Here is a 23,878-nt window from a genome sequence, read left to right on the forward strand (position 1 = left end):
GGTTTTTGACGTCGGCATCTCTAGGGGTATAGTTGTCTCCGCTGACGGGATATAGCGCAGCTTGGTAGCGCGCCTCGTTCGGGACGAGGAGGTCGTGGGTTCGAATCCCGCTATCCCGACCAATCTGGCCGGTGGCCTGGTGAGACTCAGAGTTCGTCTCTGATCCGCTGGGCCACCGGCTTCAGTGTTTCCGGGCCCTGCATTTCGCTGGCCCGCTTGTGCATATCGAAGTCGGCCACGGAGTTCGTCGGCCACACGTGCACATGGGTATGAGGAACCTCATAGCCCTGGATGAGCACGCCGATCCGCTCGCAGTCGAAGGCCTTCTTCTGAGCCGCGCCGATGCGCTGGGCGACGTCCATGAGATGGGCGAGCAGGTCTGCTGGCACGTCGATCCAGTGGGAGATCTCCTCACGGGGAACGACGAGGGTGTGGCCCTCGGTCTGCGGCAGCGCGTCGAGGAACGCGACACAGCGGTCGTCTTCGTAGACGATGGCGCCGGGAATCTCGCCGTTGATGATCTTGGTGAAAAGCGTCGCCACTTTCCATCACTCCTTCGCATACGTAGGTGGGATCCGTCCATACCCGATAGCCGGGTACCGCTGGATGCTGGGCTGTCCGGGCTGTCGTTGGGGCTGCGCTCAGCAGTCCGGGCAGCCGGCGGGTTGCCAGGCTGCCCGGATCGAGTGTCAGCTGAAGTTCTTCTTGGCCTCGAGCCGGAAGCCCGACCAGTCAGGTGCTGCGCTGATGGTCTTGGTCATGTGCATGCCCGCGGTCGGAGCTGCGTTGGTGATGTCGCCGGGCGGGATGTGCCCGTCGCGCTTGGCTTTGGGGGTCAGGAGCCAGATGATGCCGCCATCAGCCAGGGTGGTCTGCGCGTCGACGATGCCGTCGATGAGATCGGGATCGTCAGAGCGCCACCACATGACGACGACGTCGAACACATCGTCGACGTCCTCGTCTGCCATCTCCTCTCCGATCACCGCCTCGATCTCGTCTCGCAGGTCGAAGTCCACATCATCGTCATAGCCGATTTCCTGGACGTACTTTCCGGGGGCGAGGCCGAGGGTGTTCGCAGCGCTGCTGTCAGCATCCGCGTCCTGTGCAAGGGTCCTTTCGAAAGGAGTTGTGCTCATATCCCATATTGTTGCCCCCTTCCCTGCCCTGAGCAACTGTCCGGGCCGGTCTGCCGTGTTCTCACGCCGCAGGGGCGCCGCTCGCACCCGCTCACACTGGAACTTCCACCATGTGGCTGCAACTTCCACATAATGATTGGATATATTCCACACTGAAGCCCGATGTGCCTTAGGGTTGGTACCGAACCCCAAGGGCGGGGTGCCGCTGCGGCCACGATCGCTGTGTGACCCCCGCCCGCCGTCCGCCCGACGGTGAGTCCATCCCTACGAGAGGACATGAAAGTGGCCAATCAGAAGCGAGGAATCATCCTCAACGGCCTGCCCAGCCAGGTCCCAGACGTCGATCCCGAGGAAACTCAGGAGTGGCTCGACTCCCTTGATTCGCTGGTCGACGAAGGCGGTCGCTCCCGGGCCCGCTACATCATGCTCAGCCTCATCCAGCGCGCCCGCGAGCAGAGTCTCGGGGTGCCCAGCCTCACGGCGACTGACTACATCAACTCGATTGGCCCCGAGGATGAGCCCTGGTTCCCCGGTGACGAGGAAGTCGAGCGCCGGTTCCGCCGTTGGATCCGCTGGAACGCGGCGGTCATGGTCCACCGGGCCCAGCGGCCGGGCATCGAGGTCGGCGGCCATATCTCGACCTACGCCTCGGCAGCCACGCTGTACGAAGTCGGCCAGAACCACTTCTTCCGCGGCAAGGACCACCCCGGCGGCGGAGACCACGTCTTCTACCAGGGCCATGCCTCGCCGGGCATGTACGCCCGCGCCTATCTCGAAGGTCGCCTGACCGAGGACCAGCTCGACGGCTTCCGCCAGCAGGCCTCGCACTGGATCGACGGCGAACCGGCCGGCCTCCCGTCCTACCCGCACCCCCACCAGATGCCGGACTTCTGGGAGCACCCGACGGTGTCCATGGGCCTGGGCCCGATGAACGCGATTGCGCAGGCGCAGTTCAACAAGTACCTGCACAATCGCGGCATCAAGGACACCTCCGAGCAGCGCGTATGGGCGTTCCTCGGCGACGGTGAGATGGACGAGCCCGAAAGCCGCGGCATGCTGCAGTACGCCGCCTACGAGGAGCTCGACAACCTCACCTTCGTCATCAACTGCAACCTGCAGCGTCTCGACGGCCCGGTGCGCGGCAACGGCAAGATCATCCAGGAGCTCGAGTCGTTCTTCCGCGGCGCCGGCTGGAATGTCGTCAAGGTCATCTGGGGACGCGAATGGGATGCCCTGCTCGCCCGCGACCGCGACGGCGCGCTCGTCAACCTCATGAACAACACCCCCGACGGTGACTATCAGACCTACAAGGGTGAGGACGGCGGGTTCGTCCGCGATAACTTCTTCGGCCGTGATCCGCGCACGAAGGCTCTCGTCGAGGACTACACCGATGAGCAGATCTGGCAGCTCAAGCGCGGCGGCCACGACTACCGCAAGGTCTACGCCGCCTACAAGGCAGCTGTCGAGCACACCGGCCAGCCGACGGTCATCCTCGTCAAGACGATCAAGGGCTACTCGCTCGGGCCGCACTTCGAGGCCCGCAACGCCACCCACCAGATGAAGAAGATGGGTCTGGAGGATCTCAAGATGATCCGCGACCACTTCTCGATTCCGATCTCGGACAAGGATCTGGAGGAGAACCCGCAGCTGCCGCCGTACTACCACCCGGGCCCCGACGCCCCGGAGATCAAGTACATGCTCGAGCGGCGCCGTCAGCTCGGCGGCTTCAGCCCCGAGCGCCGCGACAAGCACGTGCCAGTCAAGCTGCCGGAGGACAAGCTCTACGACATCGCCCGGAAGGGATCGGGAAAGCAGGAGATCGCCACGACGATGGCATTCGTGCGCATCCTCAAGGACCTCATGCGCGACAAGGAGTTCGGCAAGCGCGTCGTGCCGATCATCCCGGATGAGGCCCGCACTTTCGGCATGGACTCCTTCTTCCCGACTGCCAAGATCTACAACCCGCACGGGCAGAACTACGTCTCGGTCGACCGCGATCTCTTCCTGGCCTACAAGGAGGCGACTGACGGACAGCTGCTGCACATGGGCATCAACGAGGGCGGCTCGACTGCCGCGTTCACCGCAGCCGGCACCTCATATGCCGCACACGGCGAGCCGATGATCCCGTTCTACATCTTCTACTCGATGTTCGGTTTCCAGCGCACCGGGGACGCCTTCTGGGCAGCCTGCGACCAGATGGCCCGCGGCTTCATCCTCGGCGCCACCGCCGGTCGCACGACGCTGGTGGCCGAGGGCCTGCAGCACGGCGACGGGCACTCCCATGTGCTGTCCTCAACCTTCCCGTCGATCATCTCCTACGACCCGGCCTACGGCTACGAGATGGCTCACATCGTGCGCGACGGACTGCAGCGGATGTACGGCGAGGACGACGGGCGCGACCCGAACGTCATGTACTACATCACGATGTACAACGAGCCGATGGTCCAGCCCAAGGAGCCCGAGGACCTCGACGTCGAAGGCGTCCTCAAGGGCATCTACAAGCTCAAGGACGGACCGAAGCTCGACGGCCCGAAGGTCCAGCTGCTCGCCTCGGGTGTGGGCGTGCCGTGGATCCTGGAGGCCCAGGAGCTGCTGGAGAAGGACTGGAACGTCTCGGCCGATGTGTGGTCGGTGACCTCGTGGCAGGAGCTGCGCCGTGACGGCCTGGCCTGCGACGACGAGCGTCTGCTCCATCCCGACGCCGAGGCGCGGGTGCCGTTTGTCACGCAGCAGCTGGCTGATGCCCAGGGCCCGGTGATCGCCACCAGCGACCACACCCGGACCGTGCCGGACATGATCCGCCAGTACGTTCCCGGCCACTTCACGTCGCTGGGCGCCGACGGCTACGCGATCTCTGATACGCGCCCGGCTGCTCGCCGGCACTTCCTCATCGATGCCCCTTCGGTCGTCGTCCAGGCGCTCATCAGCCTCGGCGACCTCGGCATCGTCGATCCGAAGCTCGCTGCCGAGGCGTCGAAGAAGTACCAACTCGACGATCCGCGGGCCGGCGCCACCGGCTCGACCGAGGGCGCCAGCGCCTGATCGCTCGCAGTTGCTGAGCACACAGAAGCGGGAGGGGAACACCCCTCCCGCTTTTGTGTCTTGTAAACAAATCTTTTGTCTCTTTTCGTGTAGTGTAGCGTCATGCCCGTTCGCTCTGAGGAAGCCGCCGCCCATGTGCGCGCCCGCGCCGAGACGAGCCGCCGCCTCAAGGCCGGTCAGGCGCTGCTGCACAAGCTGACCCTCCAGCGGCTCGAGGCCCGCCTGCCGTGGTACCGCTCGATGAGCGCCGCCGACCGCGGCTGGGTCGTGGTGCTGGCCAACTCCGGCATCGCCTCTTTCATCGACTGGTACCGCGACCCCGATGCCCAGCTGCGGGTCGTCCAGGACATCTTCCAGTCCGCACCCCGTGAGCTCGTCCGCTCCGTCTCGCTGCAGCAGACCCTGCAGCTGCTGCGCGTCGTCGTCGAGGTCGTCGAAGAGCGCGTCGGAGACCTGGCCCGGCCCAATGAGCAGGCCAAGCTGCGCGAAGCGGTGCTCGTGTACTCCCGTGAGATCGCCTTCGCCGCCGCCGACATCTACGCCCGTGCCGCTGAAGCGCGCGGCTCGTGGGACGCCCGGCTCGAGGCGATGGTCGTCGACGCGCTCGTGCGTGGCGATTCCGTCGACGAGCTCGCCAGCCGCACGGCCGCCTTCGGGTGGCGCACCGAAGGCTCGGTGTACGTGCTCGTCGGCCGCGCCCCGCAGCGAGCCGCGCACAAGAGCATCGACGAGATCCGCAAAGCCGCCCAGAAATGGGCCGAGGATGCACTCGTCGGCGTGCACGACGACCGGCTGCTCATCGTCATCGGCGGCGTCGAGGACATCGACCAGGCTGCGACAGCTCTCTCGCAGTTCTTCGGCCCCTCCGAAGTCGTCATCGGACCCGAGGTCAGCACGCTGGCCGAAGCCGCCACCTCGGCAGCGGCCGCCGGCTGGGCGCTGCGCACCGCCTCGGCCCGCCCGATCGTCGCCCGGCCGGTCCACGCCCGCGACCTGCTGCCCGAGCGTGCGATCGCCGGTGACACCTGCGCGGTGCGCGAGCTCATCACCAGCTACTACGAACCGCTCAACTCCGGCAGCGGCCAGCTGCTCGACACCGTTGCCGCCTACGTGGAGTTCGGCGGTTCGCTGGAGAACACGGCCCGCTCGCTGCACGTGCACCCGAACACCGTGCGCTACCGGCTGCGCAAGATCGCCGACCTCATAGGCATCGATCCGACCGAGGCGCGCGCCGGTTTCGTCATCAGAATTGCGTTGGTGTACGGCCAACTGTCAGAAGCCGGGCAATTGTCGAACCTGAACAAATCCCCGTGACGAACCTCCACATTGACGTAAGTTGAAACACGACCTCGACTGATTGGAAGCTACTCCAGTGCTAGTTATCGCCTGCCCGGGCCAGGGAGCCCAGAAGTCCGGATTCCTCTCCTCCTGGCTCAATCGCCCGGCATTCGCCGAATCACTCGATGCGCTCTCCGCCGCCGCAGACCTCGACCTGCGCATCCATGGCACGGAGTCCGATGACGAGACGATCAAGAGCACCGACATCGCCCAGCCGCTGCTCGTCGCCTCGGCGATCGCCGCCTACCGGGAGCTCTTCGCCGACGTCGACGTCTCCCCCGACGTCGTCGCAGGCCACTCCGTCGGTGAGATCGGTGCTGCGAACATCGCCGGCGTTCTCGATGACACCGCGGCGATGAAGTTCGTCATGACGCGTGCGACCGGCATGGCAGAGGCCTCGGCCGCCACACCCACCGGCATGGCCGCCGTCGTCGGCGGGGAGCCCGACGATGTGCTTGCCGCCATCGAATCCGCTGGCCTGTCGCCTGCCAATGTCAACGGCGCAGGACAGACCGTCGCCGCTGGCGCGGTCGAGAACATCGAGAAACTGGCCGAGAACCCGCCGGAGCGAGCCCGCGTCATCCCGCTCAAAGTCGCAGGCGCCTTCCACACCTCCTACATGGGCTCGGCCCAGGCTCCGCTGGCGACACTGGCCTCGAACCTCGAAGCCCAGGACCCGCAGCTGACGATCCTCACCAACGCCACCGGTGAGCCGGTCGACTCCGGCTCCGAGTACCTCGACCTGCTCGTCAAGCAGGTGACGAATCCGGTGCGCTGGGATCTGTGCCAGAAGCAGCTGCTCGACATGCGCGTCACCGGTCTGCTCGAGCTCGTGCCCGGCGGCACCCTCACCGGGCTGGCCAAGCGGGCGATGCGCGGAGTCGAGACGTTTGCACTGAAGTCAGCCGACGATCTCGATGACGCCCGCGCCTTCGTCCAGGCCCACGCTGGCCAGTCCCCTGCAGAATCCTGAAGCGGCCGCACTCGCAGCTGTAGACAGAGAAGAGGTTCCCTATGACAGCACCGACACTGCAGACCACGCCGGCCGGCCGGTACTCCACCATCACCGGCATCGGCGGCTACCGCGGTGAGATCACCGTGCGCAACGACGACATCGTCGAGCCGATCGACTCCTCCGATGAGTGGATTCGCCAGCGCACCGGCATCATCACCCGCCGCTACGCCAGCGAGGACGTCGGCGTCGCAGAGATGAGCGAGGAGGCCGCGCAGGAGGCGATCGCCAACGCCGGCCTCAAGCCCACCGACATCGGCGGCATCATCATCGCCACCGTCACCTTCCCCCACCCGACGCCGTCCGTGGCAGCGATGCTGACTGACCGGCTGGGCACTGGCCCGATTCCCGCCTGGGACATCTCGGCTGCCTGCGCCGGATACTGCTATGCCATCGCGCAGGCCGACGGGCTGGTGCGCTCCGGCGTCATGGACAACGTCCTCGTCATCGGTGCGGAGAAGCTCTCCGACTGGATCGACCCGACTGACCGGTCGATCTCCTTCATCCTCGCCGACGGTGCTGGCGCTGTCGTCGTCTCCGCCAGCGACGAGCCGGGCATCGGCCAGAGTGTGTGGGGTTCGAAGGGCGAGAACTGGGACACCATCCACATGACCAATTCGCTGCTGGATCTCAAGAACAGCCCCGAAGGCGGCACGTGGCCGACACTGCGCCAGGACGGTCCCAGCGTGTTCCGGTGGGCGGTCTGGGAGATGGCCGAGGTCGCCAAAGAGGCCCTCGAAGCCGCTGGTGTCGAAGCCAGCGGCCTGGCAGCTTTCGTGCCCCACCAGGCGAATATGCGCATCATCGACGAACTGGCCAAGCAGCTGAAGCTGCCTGACTCCGTCGTCATCGGCCGCGACATCGCCGACAACGGCAACACCTCGTCGGCGTCGATTCCGCTGGCCACCGAACGGCTGCTGCGCGAGCACCCGGAGCTCTCCGGTGGGCTGTCGCTGCAGATCGGCTTCGGTGCCGGACTCGTCTACGGGGCGCAGGTCGTCAAGCTGCCATGAGCACCACAGCAGGGATGACGGCGCGCCAGGCACGACCTGCCGAGGCACCTGGCTCCTTGCATATGCGCAGCAGGCATGACGTAGGATTCTGACGGGACAACTCGTCGAATCACGTTCCACAAGCCGGCCGGTCAACCTGGCCGGGAAGCATTGAGAAAGAAGGAAGATATGGCACATAGCGAAGCTGAAGTCCTCGCAGGACTCGCTGACATCGTGAACGAAGAGACCGGCCTGGCCACCGAAGCTGTCGAGCCGAGCAAGTCCTTCACCGATGATCTCGACATCGACTCGATCTCGATGATGACGATCGTCGTCAACGCTGAGAAGAAGTTCGGCGTGAAGATCCCGGATGACGACGTCAAGGATCTCGTCACCGTGCAGGACGCTGTCGACTACATCGTCAAAGCACAGCAGGCCTAAGAATTCCGATCACGGGGCGGCCGGCCCGCGCGGTCTCACCGCCCCGTGATGGACCCCAACCGATTCGACGAGGTTGATCACATGACTTCCACAGTTGTCGTCACCGGCATCGGTGCCGTCACACCCATCGGCACGACCGCCGAAGCCACCTGGCAGGCAGCGCTCAAGGGAACCTCGGGCGCCCATACTCTCGACAACAGCTGGTCTGAGGACTATGGCATTCCTGTCAGCTTCGCCGCCACCGTCGACCGCAGCGTCGTCGACGAACGCCTCAAGCGCGTGCAGGCCAAGCGACTCGACCCCTCAAGCCAGTACGCTCTCATCGCCGCCCGCGAGGCGTGGGAGGACGCACAGACCCCCGAGATCGATCCCGAACGTCTCGCCGTCTCCTGGGCCACCGGCATCGGCGGTGTCTGGACGCTGCTCAACGCCTGGGACACCCTGCGCGAAGAGGGCTCCCGCCGCGTCATGCCGCTGACGGTGCCGATGCTCATGCCCAACGCTCCGGCTGCCGCCATCGGCATGGACCTCAAGGCGCGTGCCGCCGTGCAGACCGTTGTCTCGGCGTGTGCCTCCTCGACCGAAAGCCTCGGCCAGGCACTCGACGTCATCCGCTCCGGCAAGGCCGACGTCGTCATCGCCGGTGGTTCGGAATCTGCCGTGCACCCGATCACCATGTCGGCGTTCTCGTCCATGCAGGCGCTGTCCCGCCGCAACGACTCGCCGGAGACCGCATCGCGTCCCTACGACGTCGACCGCGACGGCTTCGTCATGGGCGAAGGCGCTGGCGCGCTCGTGCTCGAAACCGAAGAGCACGCCAAGGCCCGCGGTGCCAAGATCTACGCTGAGATCGCCGGCTGGGGCGTGTCGAACGACTCGCACCACATCACCGCCAACGAGCCCGAGGGCAAGTACGCGCTGCACGCGATGCAGCATGCCGTCGACAACGCCGGCATCGACGTTGCTGACATCAAGCACATCAACGCCCACGCCACCTCGACCCCGGTCGGTGACGTGCCCGAGTCCCTGGCTGTCAACGCGCTGCTGGGTGAGAACGTCTCTGAGGCGCTCGTCTCCGCGACGAAGTCGATGACCGGGCACCTGCTCGGCGGTGCGGGCGCAGTCGAGGCGATCCTCGCTGTGCTGGCAACTCACCATCGTGTCGCCCCGCCGACGATCAACATCGAGAACCTCGATCCCGAGATCAAGCTCAACGTCGTCCGCGACACCCCGGCGGATCTGCCCAGCGGAGACTTCGCTGCGCTGACGAACTCCTTCGGATTCGGCGGTCATAACGCCGTGTGCGTCATCAAGACCGTCTGATCGGAGCACAACCGGTTTGCGGTTGGGCGTGTTTCAGGGCCTGCAGTCATCTGCGACTGCAGGCCCTGCTGCATCTGCGTGCTGGCTCGAGCCCCACGTGTGAGCTGGGAGCCCGAGCGTATGAGCCGAGAGCCGAGCGTGTGGGCCAGGGGCCAGGACCGCTGGCATCGGTGAGGCAGCCTGCGGGCAGGAGGAAGACACCGAAAGGCCGGATGCACCCCGCAACAGCTGCCGCGATGCCAGCGCTGGTCAGTAAGAGCGCAGGTCTGTGGGTCAGACTGCGGTGGTCAGCCAGCGCACGGGAGCGCCGTCGCCGGCGTAGCGGAAGGCTTCGAGCTCGTTGTCCCATGCCTCGCCCAGGGCGCGCTGCATGAGCGATTCGAGCTTCTCGGGATTGCCGGCTGCACGCTCCATGACCGAGCGGATGATGTCTTCGGAGACCATGATGTTGCCGTGCACGTCGGTGACAGCGTGGTAGATGCCCAGGCGCGGAGTGTGGCTCCAGCGGCCGCCGTCAGCGCCGGGTGATGGTTCCTCGGTCACTTCGTAGCGCACGCCCTCCCAGCCGCGCAGCGCCGAGGCGATGCGGGCACCGGAGCCTGCTGGGGCACGCCAGCAGATCTCGGCGCGGAACGTGCCGGGCGCGGCCGGCTGCGGCGACCAGTCGAAGGCCGCCTGCGCGCCGATCGCCCCGCCGGCGGCCCATTCGATGTGAGGGCACAGCGCACGAGGTGCTGAGTGGACGAAGAGTACGCCCTGAGTCATATCCATTTCTGCCTCCTGAGCCTTCGGATACGTCTTCCCCTACGATCCGAACAGGAGGATGCCACCAGCATAGACGATCGCCGTCCCTGTTCAAAAGACATCCCCGTCCTGGCGGCCTCGGTTCTCTGCTAATCTGTTGCTGGCCTCGGTCTGCTGGTGCTAAGGCAGGCGATGCTGGCCCCCATAGCTCAGCTGGTTAGAGCAGAGAACTCATAATTCTTTGGTCGTCGGTTCAAGTCCGACTGGGGGCACAGTCGGACAATCATCACCTCCGATCGCGCATACATGGGCGCATCTGGCGGCAGAACGGATTCCCAAAGCGACAACTCCGGCCGGCTCTTCTGCGGCTTGTGCAGAAGTGCTGCAGGCCATCTCTCTGAACATCGGCTTCGCATCAGCGCGGGCGGGTCATCCGGCATCATGCCGGTCGCGGACGCGAAGCCCACCGGGTCTTCACCACAGCGAAACCCCGCCGTCCGGAAACCCCAGGACACCCGGCAGCCCGAGGAGCAGCTCGGGCCCTTGCCGGCACGGCATGATCCGGTGCCGAGCGCGTTCAGCGTTCTGAGTTGACTCGGGTGAGGACCGCCCGTGCGGCGTCGATGCAGGCGTAGCGGTCGGTGGTGATGTAAACATCGAACTCGACTCGGCCCTCAGGCCCTGGGTCGTTCTTCCGAGAGGCAGTGACCATGCCCGACCAGTCCGGTCCCACGACGATGAGCCCGTATTCGTTGCGCAGCGGATCGGAGTGGTCGATGCGCCCGCTGCGCACACCGGGAACCGGTGCGACGTCGAAGCCGCCGGAGAGCATCGCGGAGAACCCACAGACCTGCTGGATAGATGCGAACCGCTCGGCGGTGTCCTCCCACACATCTTCCTGCTCGCCGTAGATGCCGATGATGACGATCGAGCTCGAACCATTGAGCGCGCGGCGCTGGAGCGATTCGAGTTCCGAGCCCACGAGCGCCTCGTCCATGATGAGCGGGTCGTGCTTGAGGCTCTTGCAGATGGAGAACGGGGTGCCCTGCACCAGCCGGTTGCGGGTGAAGTGGTCGACGAGCGGATCGTCGTAGAGCTTATCGACAGGGCTGGGCGCCTCCGTCGGCGCACCGATGAGCGGACCGGTGACATAGCGGGCGCCGATCGCACGCACCTGGCGCATATCCGCCTCAGTCGCCACACCCTCGGCGATGACGACGGCGTCGGTGCGTTCGACGTGAGCGCGTAGCAGGCGGATGAGCTCAGCGAGCTCCCCGCGGTCCTCCATATGCAGCACATCCGGATGCAGGCTCACGACCGAGGGATTGACCAGCGGCAGGAACGCAGCCGTACGCAGATCGGGGCCGATCGATTTCATGCCGATGCCCCAGCCGAGCTGGCGGGCCTGGCGTACCGAGCGCAGCACGGCAGCCGGCGCCCCGGCGATCCGCCCGGGATCGAGCTGCAGGATGACCGAGCGTTCGGGCTCGTCCGTGCGGTCTTCGAGGGTGACAAGCGACTCAGGTTCAGCCCCGAGGAACAGCCGGGTGGAGGCGCCCAGCCCGGCAGAGGCGGCATCGCGAAGGGCGATCGAGCGCAGGGAGGAATCGAAGTCGCCGATCATGCCGCAGGTGCGCACATCAGCACGCAGGGCTGCGAACTCATCGATGCGGTCGCGGTAGTTCCCAGCGTCCCCATCCGCCCGGGCTGGAAGCACTATGTAGCCGACGGTCTCATAACTCGACGCCTCTGCGACCGGTGCGAAGTAGCTGTTGACGAGGCCATGCCGGATCAGTCCTTCGATCTCGCCCGACGCCGATACATCGGCGGGTGTCGACAGCACGAGATGTCCTTTCCGTTGGCAGCTGAGTCCTGTAGAGCGCTTTCAGTTTCTCACACGCGGCGGACACCGATCACGGCAGAAAGTCATTTATGACAAGACTGATACACGATTGCCGGAAATCGATATCTGCGCCCCTGCAGAAAGGCGCCCACCGCCTCGGGAGCGGGGCGCTCAGCCCTGCGGATCCTCGCCTACGACCTCGATCGCACCGGTCATGGCGACGGCCTCGTGGTGGTGTTCTGGCAGGCTGAAGTGCAGTGTCTCTCCCCCGTCGAGGAGGCGCTCGTCGTCCCACACGCGCACCTTGACCTTCGAGGTCTCGTGCGAGCGGCTGGTGAGGACAAGTTCGCGTGCCGAGCAGCGCACGTCGATGACCTGGCCCTGGAACAGCACCCGGAAGCGCACACCGGTGAGCTTCTCCGGCAGGCGGGGGCGGAATTCGATGCGGTCGTAGCGGATGAGCACGCCGACGAAGGCACGCACGACGACGTCGACGGTGCCGGCCATCGCGCCGAGGTGAATGCCCTCCTGGGTAGTGCCCCACTGGGTGTCGTGCAGGTCGATGACGAGCGATTCCTGCCACACCTCCCAGGCTTCGGGCCGGCCGATCGAGGCCAGCACGGCGGCGTTGACGACGTTGGACAGGCTGGAACCGTTGGTCGAGCGGGCGGTGTAGTAGTCGACGGTCTGCTCGACCTGGCTCATCGTGTACCGGTAGCCCATCCGGCCGAGTTCGCGGATGAGGCCGTTGGCGCCGAGCAGGTAGATGAGCATCGTGACATCGGCCTGCTTGGACAGCTTGTAGTTGTTCGTCGAGTCGCCCTCGGCCTCCATGATGAGGTCCATGCGGCCGATATTGCCGTACTTCTTGCGGTAGGCGGCCCAGTCGAGTTCGTCGAGGTCGTCGTAGCCGTCGAACTGGCTGATGATGCCGTCAGCGTTGAAGGGCACCGCCAGGCGGGCGGCGAGCCGGCCCCACAGAGTGATCTCGGCCGGCTGGATGTTAAGCCGGAAGATGAGGTCCTCGGCGGCATAGGAGGGCAGCAGCCGGAAGATCTCGACCGCATGGCGACATACCCAGGCGGTCATGATGTTGGTGTAGGCGTTGTCGCGCAGCCCTGAGCCGGGCGTGCCGGGATATCCGTCGTGGAACTCATCTGGGCCCATGACATCGTTGATGTGGAAGCGGTCGGTCTCGGCGTCATACGTGGCCAGTGAGGCGAACAGCCGGGTGATCTCGATGACGAGCTCGCCGCCCTGCTCGGCGAGCCAGCCGACGTCCTCCGTGGCGCGGTAGTGCTGCCAGGCGTTGTAGGCGATCGCCAGGCCGACGTGCTTCTGCCGCCAGGAGTTGTCCGGCATCCAGCGTCCCGCCCGCCGGTTGAACAACTCGACTGGAGTCTCCTCACGGCCGTCGGAGCCGGACTGCCAGGGATACAGTGCCCCTTCGAGCCCGGCTTCACGCGCGAGGTGGCGGGCGGCGTTGAGGCGGCGCCAGCGGTAGAGCAGCAAGGATTTCGAGATCTCGGGCAGCCGCAGGTTCACCAGCGGCAGCACGAAGAGCTCATCCCAGAAGATGTGGCCGCGATACCCCTCGCCGTGCAGTCCGCGGGCCGGGGTGCCGGTGTCGGCGAAGACGGTGTGCGGGGACAGCGACTGCAGCAGGTGGAAGGTGTGCAGGTGCAGCAGCAGCTGGGTGTTCGAGTCGGCTTCGACCTCGACGTCGAAGCGCTCCCACAACCGCTGCAGGGCAGCGGTGTGCCCGGGCAGCAGGTTCTCGTAGCCGATTGCCGGCAGCCAGTTGAGCTCATCGACCGCGCCTTCGCGCACGGAGGTGAGCGCATCATCACGGGAGTTGACCAGGGCTGTCGTCGTGTCGATGCCGACAGTCGCGCCCTTGCGCATCTCGATGGTGGCATCGGTGAAGATGCCGGCGGGGTACTCGACCGGATGCACCTTCACTCCGGTGTCTTCGTCGGTCTGCCGGACGGTGTGCTCGCCGACGTGGATCTGGGTGCGCTGGGCGATGGCGATGCGCAGCTTGCTCTGGCTCGTCTCGACCTCGGCCAGCAGCGTGCCGTCGGAACCGAACTGCTGGAAGGTCGTCATGAGGTGCTTCTTCGACAGCGCATCGTACTCACGCACGTTGTCGTTGATGACGTTCATGTCGATACCGGTGCGCACAACGATCGGATCGGCGGTGTTGACCGGCGTGATCTGCGTGAGCATCGCTGCGACATGCTTCCGGTCCATCGACACGAGCCGCTGCTGGCGGATGATGAGCTCTCGTTCCTGCGCGTCACTCAGCGCCAGCTCGCGGGTGAGCACGCCGTTGGCGAACGACAGCGTGCGCTGGCCGCTGACGATCTTCAGCCCGCCGGCGGAGAACCAGTCGCCGTCGGCGAACCGGATGTCGCAGACGTTCCAGTTCGGCAGGTTGACCAGCGACTCGTGCTCAAGGTCCCGGCCGTTGACATGGCTCCACAGCCGGTTGAAGATTCCAGCCATGTACGAACCGGGGTAATGGGAGTGCCCAGCCGGCGCCTCGGGAGCGGCTCCGCGCAGCGACATGTACCCGTTCGCCAGCGTCGTCAGCGCCTCCCGGCGGCCCTCATGCTCAGGCTCGAAGCCGGCGAAGCTCAGCTCCCAGGGATCCTGGGGCACGATGCCCAGGTCGAGCTCATTGGCGTCGGTGACGACCACATCGGCCCCGGCTGCCTCCAGATCGGCGCGGTTGCGGTCGCGGGCGATGCCGACGACGAGGCCGAACTCACCAGTGCGGGCGGCCTGGACACCGGAGACGGCGTCTTCGAGCACCGCGCAGTCCCGCGGTGGGAAGCCGAGCAGTTCGGCGGCGGCGACGAACGTGTCGGGGGCCGGTTTGCCGGGCAGGCCGCGGTCGCGGGCGACCTGACCGTCGATGACGACGTCGAAGAGGTCGGCGATGCCGGCGGTCTCCAAAAGCTGCGGGGCGTTGCGGCTGGCGGTCACGAGACCAATCGGGGTGCCGCCCCGGCGCAGCCGCTCGATGAGCTTGACGGTGCCGGAGAACACTTCGATGCCCTCGCGTTCGAGCAGCACGGAGAAGTAGTCGTTCTTGCGCCGGGCCAGCCCGTGGATGGTGTGGGCAGAGGACGGATCGTCATCGTCGCCTTCGGGCAGGAAGATGTTGCGGGCGTTGAGGAAGGTGCGCACACCGTCCTCGCGGGGCCGGCCGTCGACGTAGCGGCGGTAGTCCTCGACCCCGTCGAAGGGGGTGGTGTCGATGTGGTGGCTCAGCGGCAGGTCGCCGCTGGTCACTTCGGGGCTGGCGAGCACGTCGTCGAACAGCCGCTTCCAGGCGATCGCGTGCAGGGAGGCGGTGTCGGTGACGACGCCGTCCATGTCGAAGATGACCGCTGACCATGGGGTTGTGACGATCGTGTTCATATTCTCCAGCTCGCTGGACGGGGGATGTGCGGCGCGCAGCGACCGAAGACGCCGGCTTGCGTCCAGCCTAGCGAGAACCCGGCCACATGGCACTCACCGGCAGATGAACGTCCGGTGGCAATCTGCCTGACAGGTCGCCTTGCGCTTTGTGCTTCAGCTGCGCGCGGCGGCCGCGTGCCGGCCCTGCCGCCAGTCGACGATGCCGACCACCGCCGAGGCGGTGACGACGATGGCGATGACGGCGAAGGCTGCGCTGAAGGCCGCGGTCCACCCGTAGCCGGCCTGCACGGCGAAGAACACTGAGGTCACGACTGCCAGGCCCATGGCGGTGCCCATCCGCTGCCCGGTCTGCAGCACACCGCCAGCGGCCCCGGCGTAGGTGAGCGGCACGTCGACGAGCGCGAGTGTCTGGTTGGGGCTGATGACCAGGCCCTGGGCGATGCCGATGAAGGACACGGCGATGACGACGAGGGCGAAGGGCCAGCCGGCGATGTCGTGCATGATGACCGAGCTGATGCCGGCCAGCAGCCCGAAGATCGCCAGTGCCATGCCGACGAGCACGAGCGGGCGGCCGAGGCGGATGACGTACTGTCCGGCGATCGCAGACGAGATCGCCGAGCAGATCGCAGCCGGCAGGCCGATGAGCCCGGCTTGGAGGGCGGTGAAGCCGAGTCCGTTCTGGGCGTAGACGGCGATGACGACCCACACGCTGGTGGTGCCGAAGAAGTACAGGGAGATGAGCAGGGCACCGTTGGCGAAGGTGCGGGTGCGGAAGAGGTCCATGTCGACCATCGGGCTGCGGCCGCGCCGCTTGTAGCGGTTCTCCCACATCACCCAGGCGATGATGAGGGCGATGCCGAGCACGCCGAGGGCGAGGTAGGCAAGTGCTGCCTTGCCGACGAGCAGCGGCACGAGCACGCCGAGGGTGCCCATGCCCAGCAGGGCGACGCCGACGAGGTCGAGGTCGGGTTTGTCACCCGGTGCGGTGGTGGTCTGTGGCGGCTCCCAGGCTGAGCGCGGGAAGAAGATGATCGCCAGGGTCACGGCGAGGATGACGAAGGGCACGTTGATGAGGAAGGACATGCGCCAGCCGAGGTCTTCGCCGAAGAACCGCACGAGCACTCCGCCGAGTGCCGGTCCGACGGCGACGGACACGCCGATCGCTGAGCCCATGAGCCCGAAGGCCTTGCCGCGGGCGGCGCCGGAGAAGTACTGCTGGATGAGCCCGACGACCTGCGGATTCAGCAGCCCGGAGCCGACGCCCATGAGCAGCCGGGCGAGGTTGAGCACGAGCGGGTTCGGGGCGAATCCGGCGAGCAGTGAGGCGATGCCGAAGACGATGAGCCCGGCGATGAAGAGCCTGCCGCGGCCGAACAGGTCACCGGCGCGCCCGGCCGGGACGAGGATGACGCCGAAGGTCAGCGTGTAGCCGGTGAGCACCCACTGCAGGGCGGTGTTCGAGGCGTCGAGGGAGCTGCCGATGGCCGGCAGCACGACGTTGACGATCGACACCGACAGCAGCGACATGAACAGCGGCACGAGGGCGATGAGGAGGATGCGGCGCTGGTCGTCGCTCATCTTCGGAGTCTGCGCTGCCCCTGCCTGTGCCTCCGCGTGCCGTTTCTCTGCCATTTCTCCATTCCTACACCCCCGCCCTCTGGCCTGGCAATACTCGCCGGTCACTGCCTCGGGCAGCCAGCGCCTCGTTACGATGGGCGCATGGACAGCTTCCCGCCATCTGCCCCGCACGCCGAGACCGCACCTGCCGCGCGGGGTGCCGGCCGGTACGCCCCGAGCCCGAGCGGCCGGCTGCACATCGGCAATCTGCGCACCGGAGTCCTCGCCTGGCTGTGCGCACACTCCACGGGCCGGGCCTTCCGCTGGCGGATCGAAGATCTCGACCGGGTGCAAGCCGGGGCTGCCGAGCAGCAACTGGCCGACTTCGCCTCACTCGGCGTCACCCCCGATGGCCCGCTCGTCATCCAGTCAGAGCGCACCGAACTGTATGCAGCCGTCATCGAAGCACTCAACACGGCCGGGCTGGTCTATGAGTGCTACTGCTCGCGCAAGGACATCCAGTCCGCGCCCTCGGCTCCGCACACTCCCCCGGGTGCCTACCCGGGCACCTGCCGGAACCTGACCGCGTCTGTCCGTGAGGCTGAGCGCACCCGGCTGGCCGGCAACGGCCGGCAGCCGGCCCTGCGCTTGGATGCGCAGGCGGCAGCCGGGCTGCTGGAGGTGCCGGTGAGCCCGTCCGGTCCCGAGGTGGTGGTCGCCGATGTGCTGCTCGGTGACGTCCGCGGGTTCATCGATGATTTCGTGCTGCGCCGCGGTGATGGTGTGCACTCCTATCATCTGGCCGTCGTCGTCGATGATCTGGCGATGGGCATCGACCAGGTGGTCAGGGCTGATGATCTGGCGTCGTCGACTCCGCGCCAGGTGTTCTTCGCCAGGCTGCTGGACCTCGTCTGCCCGCAGCTTGTCGGCACGGAGTCTGGGCATGCGGGGATCGAGTGGGTGCATGTGCCGCTCGTGCTCGGGCCGAGTGGTCAGCGGCTGGCCAAGCGCGACGGTGCGGTGACCCTCGGCGACCTGGCCGGCACGGGGTTCGACTTCTTCGCCTGGCTCGGCAGCTCGCTGGGCTTCGGTCCGTGGGCTGACCTGGAGCAGGCGCGGGATGAGTTCGACCTGGACGCCATGACCGGCGAGCCTGCGGTCTTCGATCCGGCCGACTGGGCTCAGCCTGTCGCCGACTGAGCCTCGGCGATCACCTGCCGGTAGATGGATTCGAAGGTGTCAAGCGTGTGGCGGACATCGTGGCGGGCCACGAGCCTCTGGGAGGCCTCCCCCATCTGCTGCCGGTCCGCAGCGCTCATCGTCAGCAGCCGGGTGAACGCATCGGTCAGCGCCTCGACATTGCGTGGTTCGAACAGGTAGCCGTTCTCGCCATGCCGGCACAGGTGCGGCAGCGCCACCGCATCGGCGAGCACGACCGGCTTGCCGGAGGCCATCGCCTCCAGGGTCGCGATGCTCTGCAGCTCGGCTGTGCTGGGCATGCAGAAGAACGTCGCCTCCTGATAGGCCTTCACAAGCTCCTCGTCGCTGACCTTGCCGCGCAGCCGCACCCGATCGGCCACCCCGAGCTCGGCCGCCTGGGCGCGCAGCGGCTCGGCTTCGGAACCGGCGCCGATGATCTCGGCATGCAGGTTGAGGCTCGGGTCGGCCGCAGCGAGGGCTGCGATGATGTCGCCGATGTTCTTCTCCAGTGACAGCCGGCCGACGAACAGCACCGTCGGGTGCGTCTGGTCGACATCATCGGCTGCGAAGAAGTGGGACAGGTCAATACCGCAGGACACCGCCTGGATCGAGCTGCGGAAACCGTTCTCCGTCAGCAGATCGGCTGACAGCTGGGTCGGCACAGTGAGGTAATCGGCCTTCTCGAACGACCGGCGCAGATCCCACCAGGCGGCCGCGCTGCCATAGTGCAGCAGCCTCTCGGGAGCATTGACGTAGGGACGGACGTTGTCGGGCATGAAGTGGTTCGTCGCCACCACCGGGATGCCGCGCTTGCGGGATTCGCTGAGCGCATAGCGGCCGATGACGAAGTGCGCCTGCGTGTGCACGACATCGGGACGGATGAGATCGAGCAGGCGGGACACCTCGGGCTTGGTCTCCCAGGGCATGCAGATCGTCCACGTCGGGTGCAGGTACCAGCGGTGGGAGCGGATGCGGTGGACGAGCACGCCGTCCTCCCACGCCGTCGACGGGGTCTCGGTGGCCGAGGGGCAGATGACGTGCACCTCGTGACCGCGGGCGGCCAGCCCGGTCGCCAGGGTCTGCGCGAAGGTCGCGGCACCGTTGACCTCGGGAGCGTAGGTCTCAGTGGGGATGCAGATGCGCAGGGTGGTGCGGTCAGCCGGGGCAGTGCTCTGCTCGGTCTCAGTCAACGATCGTCCTCATCGGGGTGGGTGCCGTACTTGTCGTTCATGCGCTGGCGCTCCTTGGCCACCACGTCTGGATGATACCGGGACAGTGCGATGACCGCCCAGCAGGCGATCGCCCCGGTGACGGCCATGAGCACGAGCTGGAGGATCGAGGCCTCCATCGCCTCACCGAGCACAATCGAGCCGAGAAGGACTGCGAAGATCGGGTCGATGACGGTCAGCCCGGCGATGACCATCTCCGGTGGCCCGGCGGCATAGGCGGCCTGGACGAACCATGAGCCGATGATCCCGGCCAAAGCGAGGCTGATGGCGTTGAACCAGGTGATCCCGCCGAGCCCGGAGTCGAAGAACTGGTTGGAGATGATGTGCACATTCGTCGCGACGGTGGCGAAGACCAGTCCGGAACCGGCGATGAGCAGCAGCTGCGGTGGGTGGTTGCGCACGAGGATGATGATGCCGAAGACGACGGTGAGCACCAGCGCGATCCAGGCGACGCGATGCGCGCTGGCCCCGTAGTGGACCTCGTAGCGGCCGATGACAGCGGCCACGGCGACGAAGGCGGCAAGGGAGAGGCCACAGGCGGCCACGGCGAGGACGATCGTGCGGGTAAGTGCCAGGCCGCGGTGGACGACGGCGAGGATGACGGCGGTGATGAGTGCGACCGCCCCGATCGGCTGGACGACCATGACCGGAGCGATGGCCAGGGCGATGATGTTGGCGGCGTTGCCGAGGATGAGGACGATGAGCCCGAGCAGCCAGGTGCGGTTTCTGAGGATGCGGGCGAACTCCTGGACCCGGAAGCGGGTGGAGTCCTCCTCGCGCTGGTTGACGCCGCTGTGCTGCAGCAGCGCGGCGTACGCCAGCGCGATCGCTGCGAACAGCGCCAGGCTGATGGCCAGTAGGGTCGTCACCCGGCCAGTGTAGCCCGCGGCCCGCAGGTGAGGTTCACACGGCGTGGGGCGGAGACTCACATGCCGGGTTCAGTCACGCACCGCGCGCCGGGAGACCCTCAAAGCCGGCCTGCCTGGACATGAGATACGTCACCGCCGGGGTGATTTGAGAACTGCGCGATCCCGGTGCTAGAGTTGTTTCTCGCGTGATCATCACGATGACGCTATTCCTCCGTAGCTCAGTTGGCAGAGCATTCGACTGTTAATCGAAGGGTCGCTGGTTCGAGCCCAGCCGGGGGAGCCACAGCCCCGCTCCATGTGAGCGGGGCATTTTTGTGCCCACAGGCAGCTGCTCTTGTGCCCGCAGACAGCCGCCGTTCAGTTCAGACGGCCTAAATTCACTGTTCGGCGACGAGTCCGCGGTACTGCGGGAAGCGCTCGAGGTAGCGGTCGACATAGGAGCACATCGGGATGATCTTCTGATCGCGCTCCTGAAGCTGCTGGAGCACCTTGGTCACGAGTGTGCGCGCGTAGCCCTGCCGGCCGAAGGCCTCGTCGATGATCGTGTGCTGGAGTTCGTAGACCCCGGGTTCGGGCATCGTGTAGCCGAGGAATCCGACGAAGGTCCGCTCCGGGCCGGAGAGCCAGAGTTCGAACCGGTCGCGCGAGAGGTTGTCGACGACCTCGACGGGATTGCTGACGAGAACAGGGTCTTCCATGGGGAACTCCTCCTGGGGTCGGTGGTGATGAGTCTAGCTCAGGGATGCTCGCGGCTCAGGGGTTGTTTCTCCCCTGCGACGTAGACCGCGCTGGGGGTGAGGTCGAGCCACTCCTCAGGGTTGAGGTCGAAGGGGTTGCGGTCGTAGAGCTGGAAGTCGGCGTGTGCGCCGGGAGCCAGGGTGCCAAGTGTGTCCTCTTCGAAGGAGGTGTAGGCCGCGTCCGAGGTGTAGGCGCGGATCGCCTCGGCCAGGGTGATGTTCTGTTCGGCATCGAGGACCTGCCCGGTCTTCGTCGTCCGGGTCACTGCCCCGTAGATGCCCTCCCACGGGTTGCCGTTGGTGACCGGCACGTCGGAGTTGCCCGGCGCGATGATCCCGCGGTCGATGAAGGATCGGTGCGGGTAGACCCGCGGCATCCGGTCTGTGCCGAGCACCTTGAGGTAGGAGTCGCCGAGGTGGTAGATGAATCCGACAGAGGAGCAGGCGATGATGTTCCATTCGGCGAGGAAGTCGAGGTCCTCATCGGCCGGCAGGGTGCAGTGTTCGATGCGGGTGCGCCGGGTGCGCACCGCCTCGTCGTCACCGATGTTCTTCAGCGCGCGCCGGGCTTGTGCGATGGCGGCGTCACCGATGCTGTGGATCGCCAGGCGCAGCCCGCCTGCCACCGCCTCGCGTAGGTGCCCGGTCAGCGTCTCATCATCGATGTAGAGGATCCCGGTCTCGTCGCTGTGCTCGTACGGGCAGCACAGTGCGGCGGTCTTGCCTCCCACTCCCCCGTCCAGGACGAACTTCGCACCCTGGATGCGCATCCAGTCATCACCGAGCCCGCTGGTGACTCCGGCGGCAAGGGCGGCGTCGAGGATCCCGTCGTAGCCCATCTGGGTCAGCGCCCACAGCCATGGCCGCAGGCGGATGCTCAGCTGCCGGCTGTCGGCGAGCTTGGTGTACAGGCGCAGGTCGGTGCGGCTGGTGGACATGTCATGGACGGTGGTGATGCCCCAGTCGAGGAACTGCTGCTGGGCGCGGGCGAATCCGCCGGACAGTTCGTCGGGTTCGTAGTCGGGGACGGTGATGAGGTCCATCGCCTTCTCCTGGCACAGCCCGGTGAGCCGGCCGCTGCCGTCCTTCACGAGCCGTCCGCCTGCCGGATCCGGGGTATCTTCGTCGACGCCGCAGACTTCGAGTGCCTTTGAGTTGACCAGCAGCATGTGCCGGCAGGTGCGGGTGAGCACGACCGGATGGTCCGGGGCTGCTGCATCGAGGTCCTCGCGGGTGGGCACCCGGTCGTCTGCCAGGTACGTCTCGTCCCAGCCAGCTCCGCGGATCCACCCGCCGGGCTCAGTGCTGCTGGCAGCTTCCCGAATCGCTGTCTGGATGTCGGCGATGGAGTCGACGACGTCGGGTCGCACGTCGACCTGCAGGAGGGTCCGGCCGTACATGCTCGGGTGGCCGTGGCTTTCGATGAACCCGGGCATGACGAACTGTCCGTCGACGTCGATGACCTCACCGGCACTGCCGTCTGCGGCCTCGTCGCCGGTGGCGGTGATCCGGCCGTTGCTGATGTGCAGCGTCGTCGGTGCGGTGAAGTGATCCTCGGCAAGCAGGCGCGCGTTGCGCAGCGTGATCTGGCTCATGCTCCAACCCTAATGCAGGGTCCCGGGCATCGGGCGTGGTCAGGGCGTCGGCGGCGGGCTCATCTCAACGTCGCTGCCGAAGGCGGCCTCGACGGCGTGTTCCCATTCGCCGTCGTCGGCAGCAGAAGCGATCCCCTCAGTGATCGCTTCGGCCAGAGCAGGGTCCTCCGTGCGCATCCGGATCCAGTAGCCGGCTGGGCGCAGCCGGTTCTCGCTCAGCGTCAGGGCCTGCGGATCCTGTGCCGCGAGTGCCTGCAGGTCGAGGTCGGCTCCGACAATGGCTTCGACCTCACCGGCCGCCAGAGCGGCGGTGCAGTCGGACAGCGTGTCGCGTTCGACGACCTCAGCGGTGGTCTCCTCCTCGACCGCCTGCTTCCCCGGTGAGTCGGGCAGTGCGCAGACCTGCTGGTCGGTCAGCTCGCTGAACTGGGCGAGATCTGATGCGGCCGGGCTCAACAGCGCCTGGCCGCCGAGGTGGTAGGGCCCGGCCAGGTCGGCTGGGATCTCCGTGTCCTCGGCGGTGGTGTCCTCGGTGGCACTGCCCTCGGTGAGTTCGCTCGCTTCATCACCAGCCTGTGTGGTCTCCGCCGCCGAGGCGGTGGCGTCGGTTCCCGGCTCCGGGTCAAGTCCCTCGATGGGCTGGCCGTCGGTGTCGATGAGGAGGTCGGCTGCCGGTTGATCACCCTCGAGGAGCGACGACCGGTCTGCCGATGCGTCAACCCATGTGATCTGGTGAGCTGCGAAGCCCAGACGCCCGGCGATGAGACTGCCGATCTCGACGTGGAACCCGGCTGGCACGGTCTTCCCTGCTGAAAGATATCCGAGCCCTGGCTGGTCGAAGGGCACGCCGATGCGGAGCATCGCCGCATCATCGGCTTCCGTCCAGATCGGGCTGTCCTTGACGGCGGCCTCGGTGTCGACGGTGTAGTCATGGGCCGGCTCGCTGCTGCTGCCGGAGTCATCGGTGATACCGCAGCCGGTGAGGAGCAGGGCGCTTCCTGCGAGCGCGGCTGCGGTGGAGAGCCTGCGGCGTGGCCTGGTGTCAGAAGTCGGCACGCGTCATCACCGGGATCACGTGATAGGCCGGTTCCTCGTAGGGGTGGGCGGCGAGCATCGCGTCGAGTGCCGCCGCGGCGGTCTCGGCTGGGCAGATGACTTCGATGCGCTCTTCGGCGACCTCCTCGGGGGTGCCGATGTCGCCGATCGTCGGGTTGGCGCCTGCGCCTGGGGTGAAGCGGCCGGTGCCGCGGCTGGAGAAGGAGCAACCGGTGTAGTCGCCGATGGCTCCGGCCCCGCCTGCAGCCAGTGCTGCGCGCACGGCATCAGCGGAGTCGATGGGCGTGTAGACGACGATGACGCAGTTCGACATGAGCCCAGCCTAGCCGCTGCCC

General features: G+C 66.5%; 19 protein-coding genes and 3 tRNA genes. 10 read left to right on the forward strand and 12 right to left on the reverse strand.

The window, feature by feature from the left end; all coding sequences use genetic code 11:
* Positions 1-45 precede the first annotated feature (45 nt).
* Positions 46-122: transfer RNA gene (locus M3C25_RS04105), tRNA-Pro, on the forward strand.
* A 24-nt stretch (positions 123-146) separates the two neighbouring features.
* On the opposite strand, the gene M3C25_RS04110 is transcribed toward M3C25_RS04105, so the two are convergent.
* Positions 147-542, reverse strand: a complete 396-nt coding sequence (locus M3C25_RS04110) for an HIT family protein (protein WP_102159894.1) — start codon at positions 540-542, stop codon at positions 147-149.
* Between the two features lie 147 nt (positions 543-689).
* Positions 690-1,136, reverse strand: coding sequence for a DUF3052 domain-containing protein (locus M3C25_RS04115; protein ID WP_259855142.1), 447 nt, complete (start codon positions 1,134-1,136; stop codon positions 690-692).
* A gap of 282 nt (positions 1,137-1,418) precedes the next feature.
* Here M3C25_RS04115 and aceE point away from each other — a divergent pair, with 282 nt between their 5' ends.
* From aceE to M3C25_RS04145, 6 genes are all read left to right on the forward strand, one after another.
* Positions 1,419-4,178 carry a pyruvate dehydrogenase (acetyl-transferring), homodimeric type gene (gene aceE, locus M3C25_RS04120; RefSeq protein ID WP_259855143.1) on the forward strand — a complete coding sequence of 920 codons (2,760 nt, stop codon included), beginning with the start codon at positions 1,419-1,421 and terminating at the stop codon, positions 4,176-4,178.
* 102 nt (positions 4,179-4,280) lie between these two features.
* The gene (locus M3C25_RS04125; RefSeq protein WP_165883036.1) at positions 4,281-5,492 is read left to right on the forward strand and encodes a PucR family transcriptional regulator; all 1,212 of its coding nucleotides are present in this window, start codon (positions 4,281-4,283) and stop codon (positions 5,490-5,492) included.
* Positions 5,493-5,550: 58 nt separating this feature from the next.
* Positions 5,551-6,489, forward strand: coding sequence for an ACP S-malonyltransferase (locus M3C25_RS04130; protein WP_165884786.1), 939 nt, complete (start codon positions 5,551-5,553; stop codon positions 6,487-6,489).
* 41 nt (positions 6,490-6,530) lie between these two features.
* Positions 6,531-7,541 (forward strand): beta-ketoacyl-ACP synthase III, encoded by a 1,011-nt coding sequence (locus tag M3C25_RS04135; RefSeq protein WP_259855144.1) that lies wholly within the window; start codon positions 6,531-6,533, stop codon positions 7,539-7,541.
* 168 nt (positions 7,542-7,709) lie between these two features.
* Complete coding sequence (locus tag M3C25_RS04140) at positions 7,710-7,961, forward strand: acyl carrier protein (RefSeq protein ID WP_102159882.1); 252 nt, start codon at positions 7,710-7,712, stop codon at positions 7,959-7,961.
* A gap of 81 nt (positions 7,962-8,042) precedes the next feature.
* Positions 8,043-9,284, forward strand: coding sequence for a beta-ketoacyl-[acyl-carrier-protein] synthase family protein (locus M3C25_RS04145; RefSeq protein ID WP_102159880.1), 1,242 nt, complete (start codon positions 8,043-8,045; stop codon positions 9,282-9,284).
* A 273-nt stretch (positions 9,285-9,557) separates the two neighbouring features.
* On the opposite strand, the gene M3C25_RS04150 is transcribed toward M3C25_RS04145, so the two are convergent.
* Positions 9,558-10,049 (reverse strand): DUF3145 domain-containing protein, encoded by a 492-nt coding sequence (locus tag M3C25_RS04150; RefSeq protein ID WP_102160700.1) that lies wholly within the window; start codon positions 10,047-10,049, stop codon positions 9,558-9,560.
* 177 nt (positions 10,050-10,226) lie between these two features.
* Here M3C25_RS04150 and M3C25_RS04155 point away from each other — a divergent pair.
* A tRNA-Ile gene (locus M3C25_RS04155) sits at positions 10,227-10,300 on the forward strand.
* A gap of 305 nt (positions 10,301-10,605) precedes the next feature.
* On the opposite strand, the gene M3C25_RS04160 is transcribed toward M3C25_RS04155, so the two are convergent.
* The 3 genes from M3C25_RS04160 to M3C25_RS04170 all read right to left on the reverse strand — a co-directional run bounded on the left by M3C25_RS04160 (position 10,606) and on the right by M3C25_RS04170 (position 16,878).
* Positions 10,606-11,871 carry an EAL domain-containing protein gene (locus tag M3C25_RS04160; protein WP_259855145.1) on the reverse strand — a complete coding sequence of 422 codons (1,266 nt, stop codon included), beginning with the start codon at positions 11,869-11,871 and terminating at the stop codon, positions 10,606-10,608.
* Between the two features lie 171 nt (positions 11,872-12,042).
* A complete protein-coding gene (locus tag M3C25_RS04165) occupies positions 12,043-15,300 on the reverse strand; it encodes a beta-phosphoglucomutase family hydrolase (RefSeq protein ID WP_259855146.1) in 3,258 nt (1,085 codons plus the stop codon).
* Positions 15,301-15,453: 153 nt separating this feature from the next.
* Positions 15,454-16,878 (reverse strand): MFS transporter, encoded by a 1,425-nt coding sequence (locus M3C25_RS04170; RefSeq protein ID WP_259855147.1) that lies wholly within the window; start codon positions 16,876-16,878, stop codon positions 15,454-15,456.
* 141 nt (positions 16,879-17,019) lie between these two features.
* Here M3C25_RS04170 and gluQRS point away from each other — a divergent pair, with 141 nt between their 5' ends.
* A complete protein-coding gene (gene gluQRS / locus M3C25_RS04175) occupies positions 17,020-18,057 on the forward strand; it encodes a tRNA glutamyl-Q(34) synthetase GluQRS (protein WP_259855148.1) in 1,038 nt (345 codons plus the stop codon).
* On the opposite strand, the gene M3C25_RS04180 is transcribed toward gluQRS, so the two are convergent.
* Together M3C25_RS04180 and M3C25_RS04185 are read right to left on the reverse strand one after the other, a co-directional pair.
* Positions 18,039-19,247 carry a glycosyltransferase gene (locus M3C25_RS04180; protein WP_259855149.1) on the reverse strand — a complete coding sequence of 403 codons (1,209 nt, stop codon included), beginning with the start codon at positions 19,245-19,247 and terminating at the stop codon, positions 18,039-18,041. The genes gluQRS and M3C25_RS04180 overlap by 19 nt on opposite strands.
* Positions 19,244-20,155, reverse strand: coding sequence for a DMT family transporter (locus M3C25_RS04185; RefSeq protein WP_259855150.1), 912 nt, complete (start codon positions 20,153-20,155; stop codon positions 19,244-19,246). Before M3C25_RS04185 ends, M3C25_RS04180 begins: the two co-directional genes overlap by 4 nt.
* Positions 20,156-20,362: 207 nt before the next feature.
* Here M3C25_RS04185 and M3C25_RS04190 point away from each other — a divergent pair.
* A tRNA-Asn gene (locus M3C25_RS04190) sits at positions 20,363-20,438 on the forward strand.
* Positions 20,439-20,532: 94 nt separating this feature from the next.
* On the opposite strand, the gene M3C25_RS04195 is transcribed toward M3C25_RS04190, so the two are convergent.
* Genes M3C25_RS04195 through M3C25_RS04210 form a run of 4 tightly spaced genes read right to left on the reverse strand, consistent with a single transcriptional unit; the run spans position 20,533 to position 23,856 of the window.
* Positions 20,533-20,853: a GNAT family N-acetyltransferase gene (locus M3C25_RS04195; protein ID WP_102159870.1), complete on the reverse strand. Its 321-nt coding sequence runs from the start codon at positions 20,851-20,853 to the stop codon at positions 20,533-20,535.
* Between the two features lie 38 nt (positions 20,854-20,891).
* Positions 20,892-22,487 carry an amidohydrolase gene (locus M3C25_RS04200; protein ID WP_259855151.1) on the reverse strand — a complete coding sequence of 532 codons (1,596 nt, stop codon included), beginning with the start codon at positions 22,485-22,487 and terminating at the stop codon, positions 20,892-20,894.
* 39 nt (positions 22,488-22,526) lie between these two features.
* A complete protein-coding gene (locus M3C25_RS04205) occupies positions 22,527-23,543 on the reverse strand; it encodes a type 2 periplasmic-binding domain-containing protein (protein WP_259833350.1) in 1,017 nt (338 codons plus the stop codon).
* Positions 23,530-23,856 carry a hypothetical protein gene (locus M3C25_RS04210; protein WP_102159864.1) on the reverse strand — a complete coding sequence of 109 codons (327 nt, stop codon included), beginning with the start codon at positions 23,854-23,856 and terminating at the stop codon, positions 23,530-23,532. The genes M3C25_RS04205 and M3C25_RS04210 overlap by 14 nt, the downstream gene beginning before the upstream one ends.
* Positions 23,857-23,878: the final 22 nt, after the last annotated feature.

Source organism: Brevibacterium luteolum (genome assembly GCF_025147615.1).
GTDB lineage: Bacteria > Actinomycetota > Actinomycetes > Actinomycetales > Brevibacteriaceae > Brevibacterium > Brevibacterium luteolum.

Excerpts from the sequence above, each read along its gene's own strand:
- M3C25_RS04115 (WP_259855142.1), bottom strand. The coding sequence starts at position 1,136 with ATGAGCACAACTCCTTTCGAAAGGACCCTTGCACAGGACGCGGATGCT.
- M3C25_RS04125 (WP_165883036.1), top strand. The coding sequence starts at position 4,281 with ATGCCCGTTCGCTCTGAGGAAGCCGCCGCCCATGTGCGCGCCCGCGCC.
- M3C25_RS04135 (WP_259855144.1), top strand. The coding sequence starts at position 6,531 with ATGACAGCACCGACACTGCAGACCACGCCGGCCGGCCGGTACTCCACC.
- M3C25_RS04140 (WP_102159882.1), top strand. The coding sequence starts at position 7,710 with ATGGCACATAGCGAAGCTGAAGTCCTCGCAGGACTCGCTGACATCGTG.
- M3C25_RS04145 (WP_102159880.1), top strand. The coding sequence starts at position 8,043 with ATGACTTCCACAGTTGTCGTCACCGGCATCGGTGCCGTCACACCCATC.
- M3C25_RS04150 (WP_102160700.1), bottom strand. The coding sequence starts at position 10,049 with ATGACTCAGGGCGTACTCTTCGTCCACTCAGCACCTCGTGCGCTGTGC.
- M3C25_RS04165 (WP_259855146.1), bottom strand. The coding sequence starts at position 15,300 with ATGAACACGATCGTCACAACCCCATGGTCAGCGGTCATCTTCGACATG.
- M3C25_RS04170 (WP_259855147.1), bottom strand. The coding sequence starts at position 16,878 with ATGAGCGACGACCAGCGCCGCATCCTCCTCATCGCCCTCGTGCCGCTG.
- gluQRS (WP_259855148.1), top strand. The coding sequence starts at position 17,020 with ATGGACAGCTTCCCGCCATCTGCCCCGCACGCCGAGACCGCACCTGCC.
- M3C25_RS04195 (WP_102159870.1), bottom strand. The coding sequence starts at position 20,853 with ATGGAAGACCCTGTTCTCGTCAGCAATCCCGTCGAGGTCGTCGACAAC.
- M3C25_RS04200 (WP_259855151.1), bottom strand. The coding sequence starts at position 22,487 with ATGAGCCAGATCACGCTGCGCAACGCGCGCCTGCTTGCCGAGGATCAC.
- M3C25_RS04210 (WP_102159864.1), bottom strand. The coding sequence starts at position 23,856 with ATGTCGAACTGCGTCATCGTCGTCTACACGCCCATCGACTCCGCTGAT.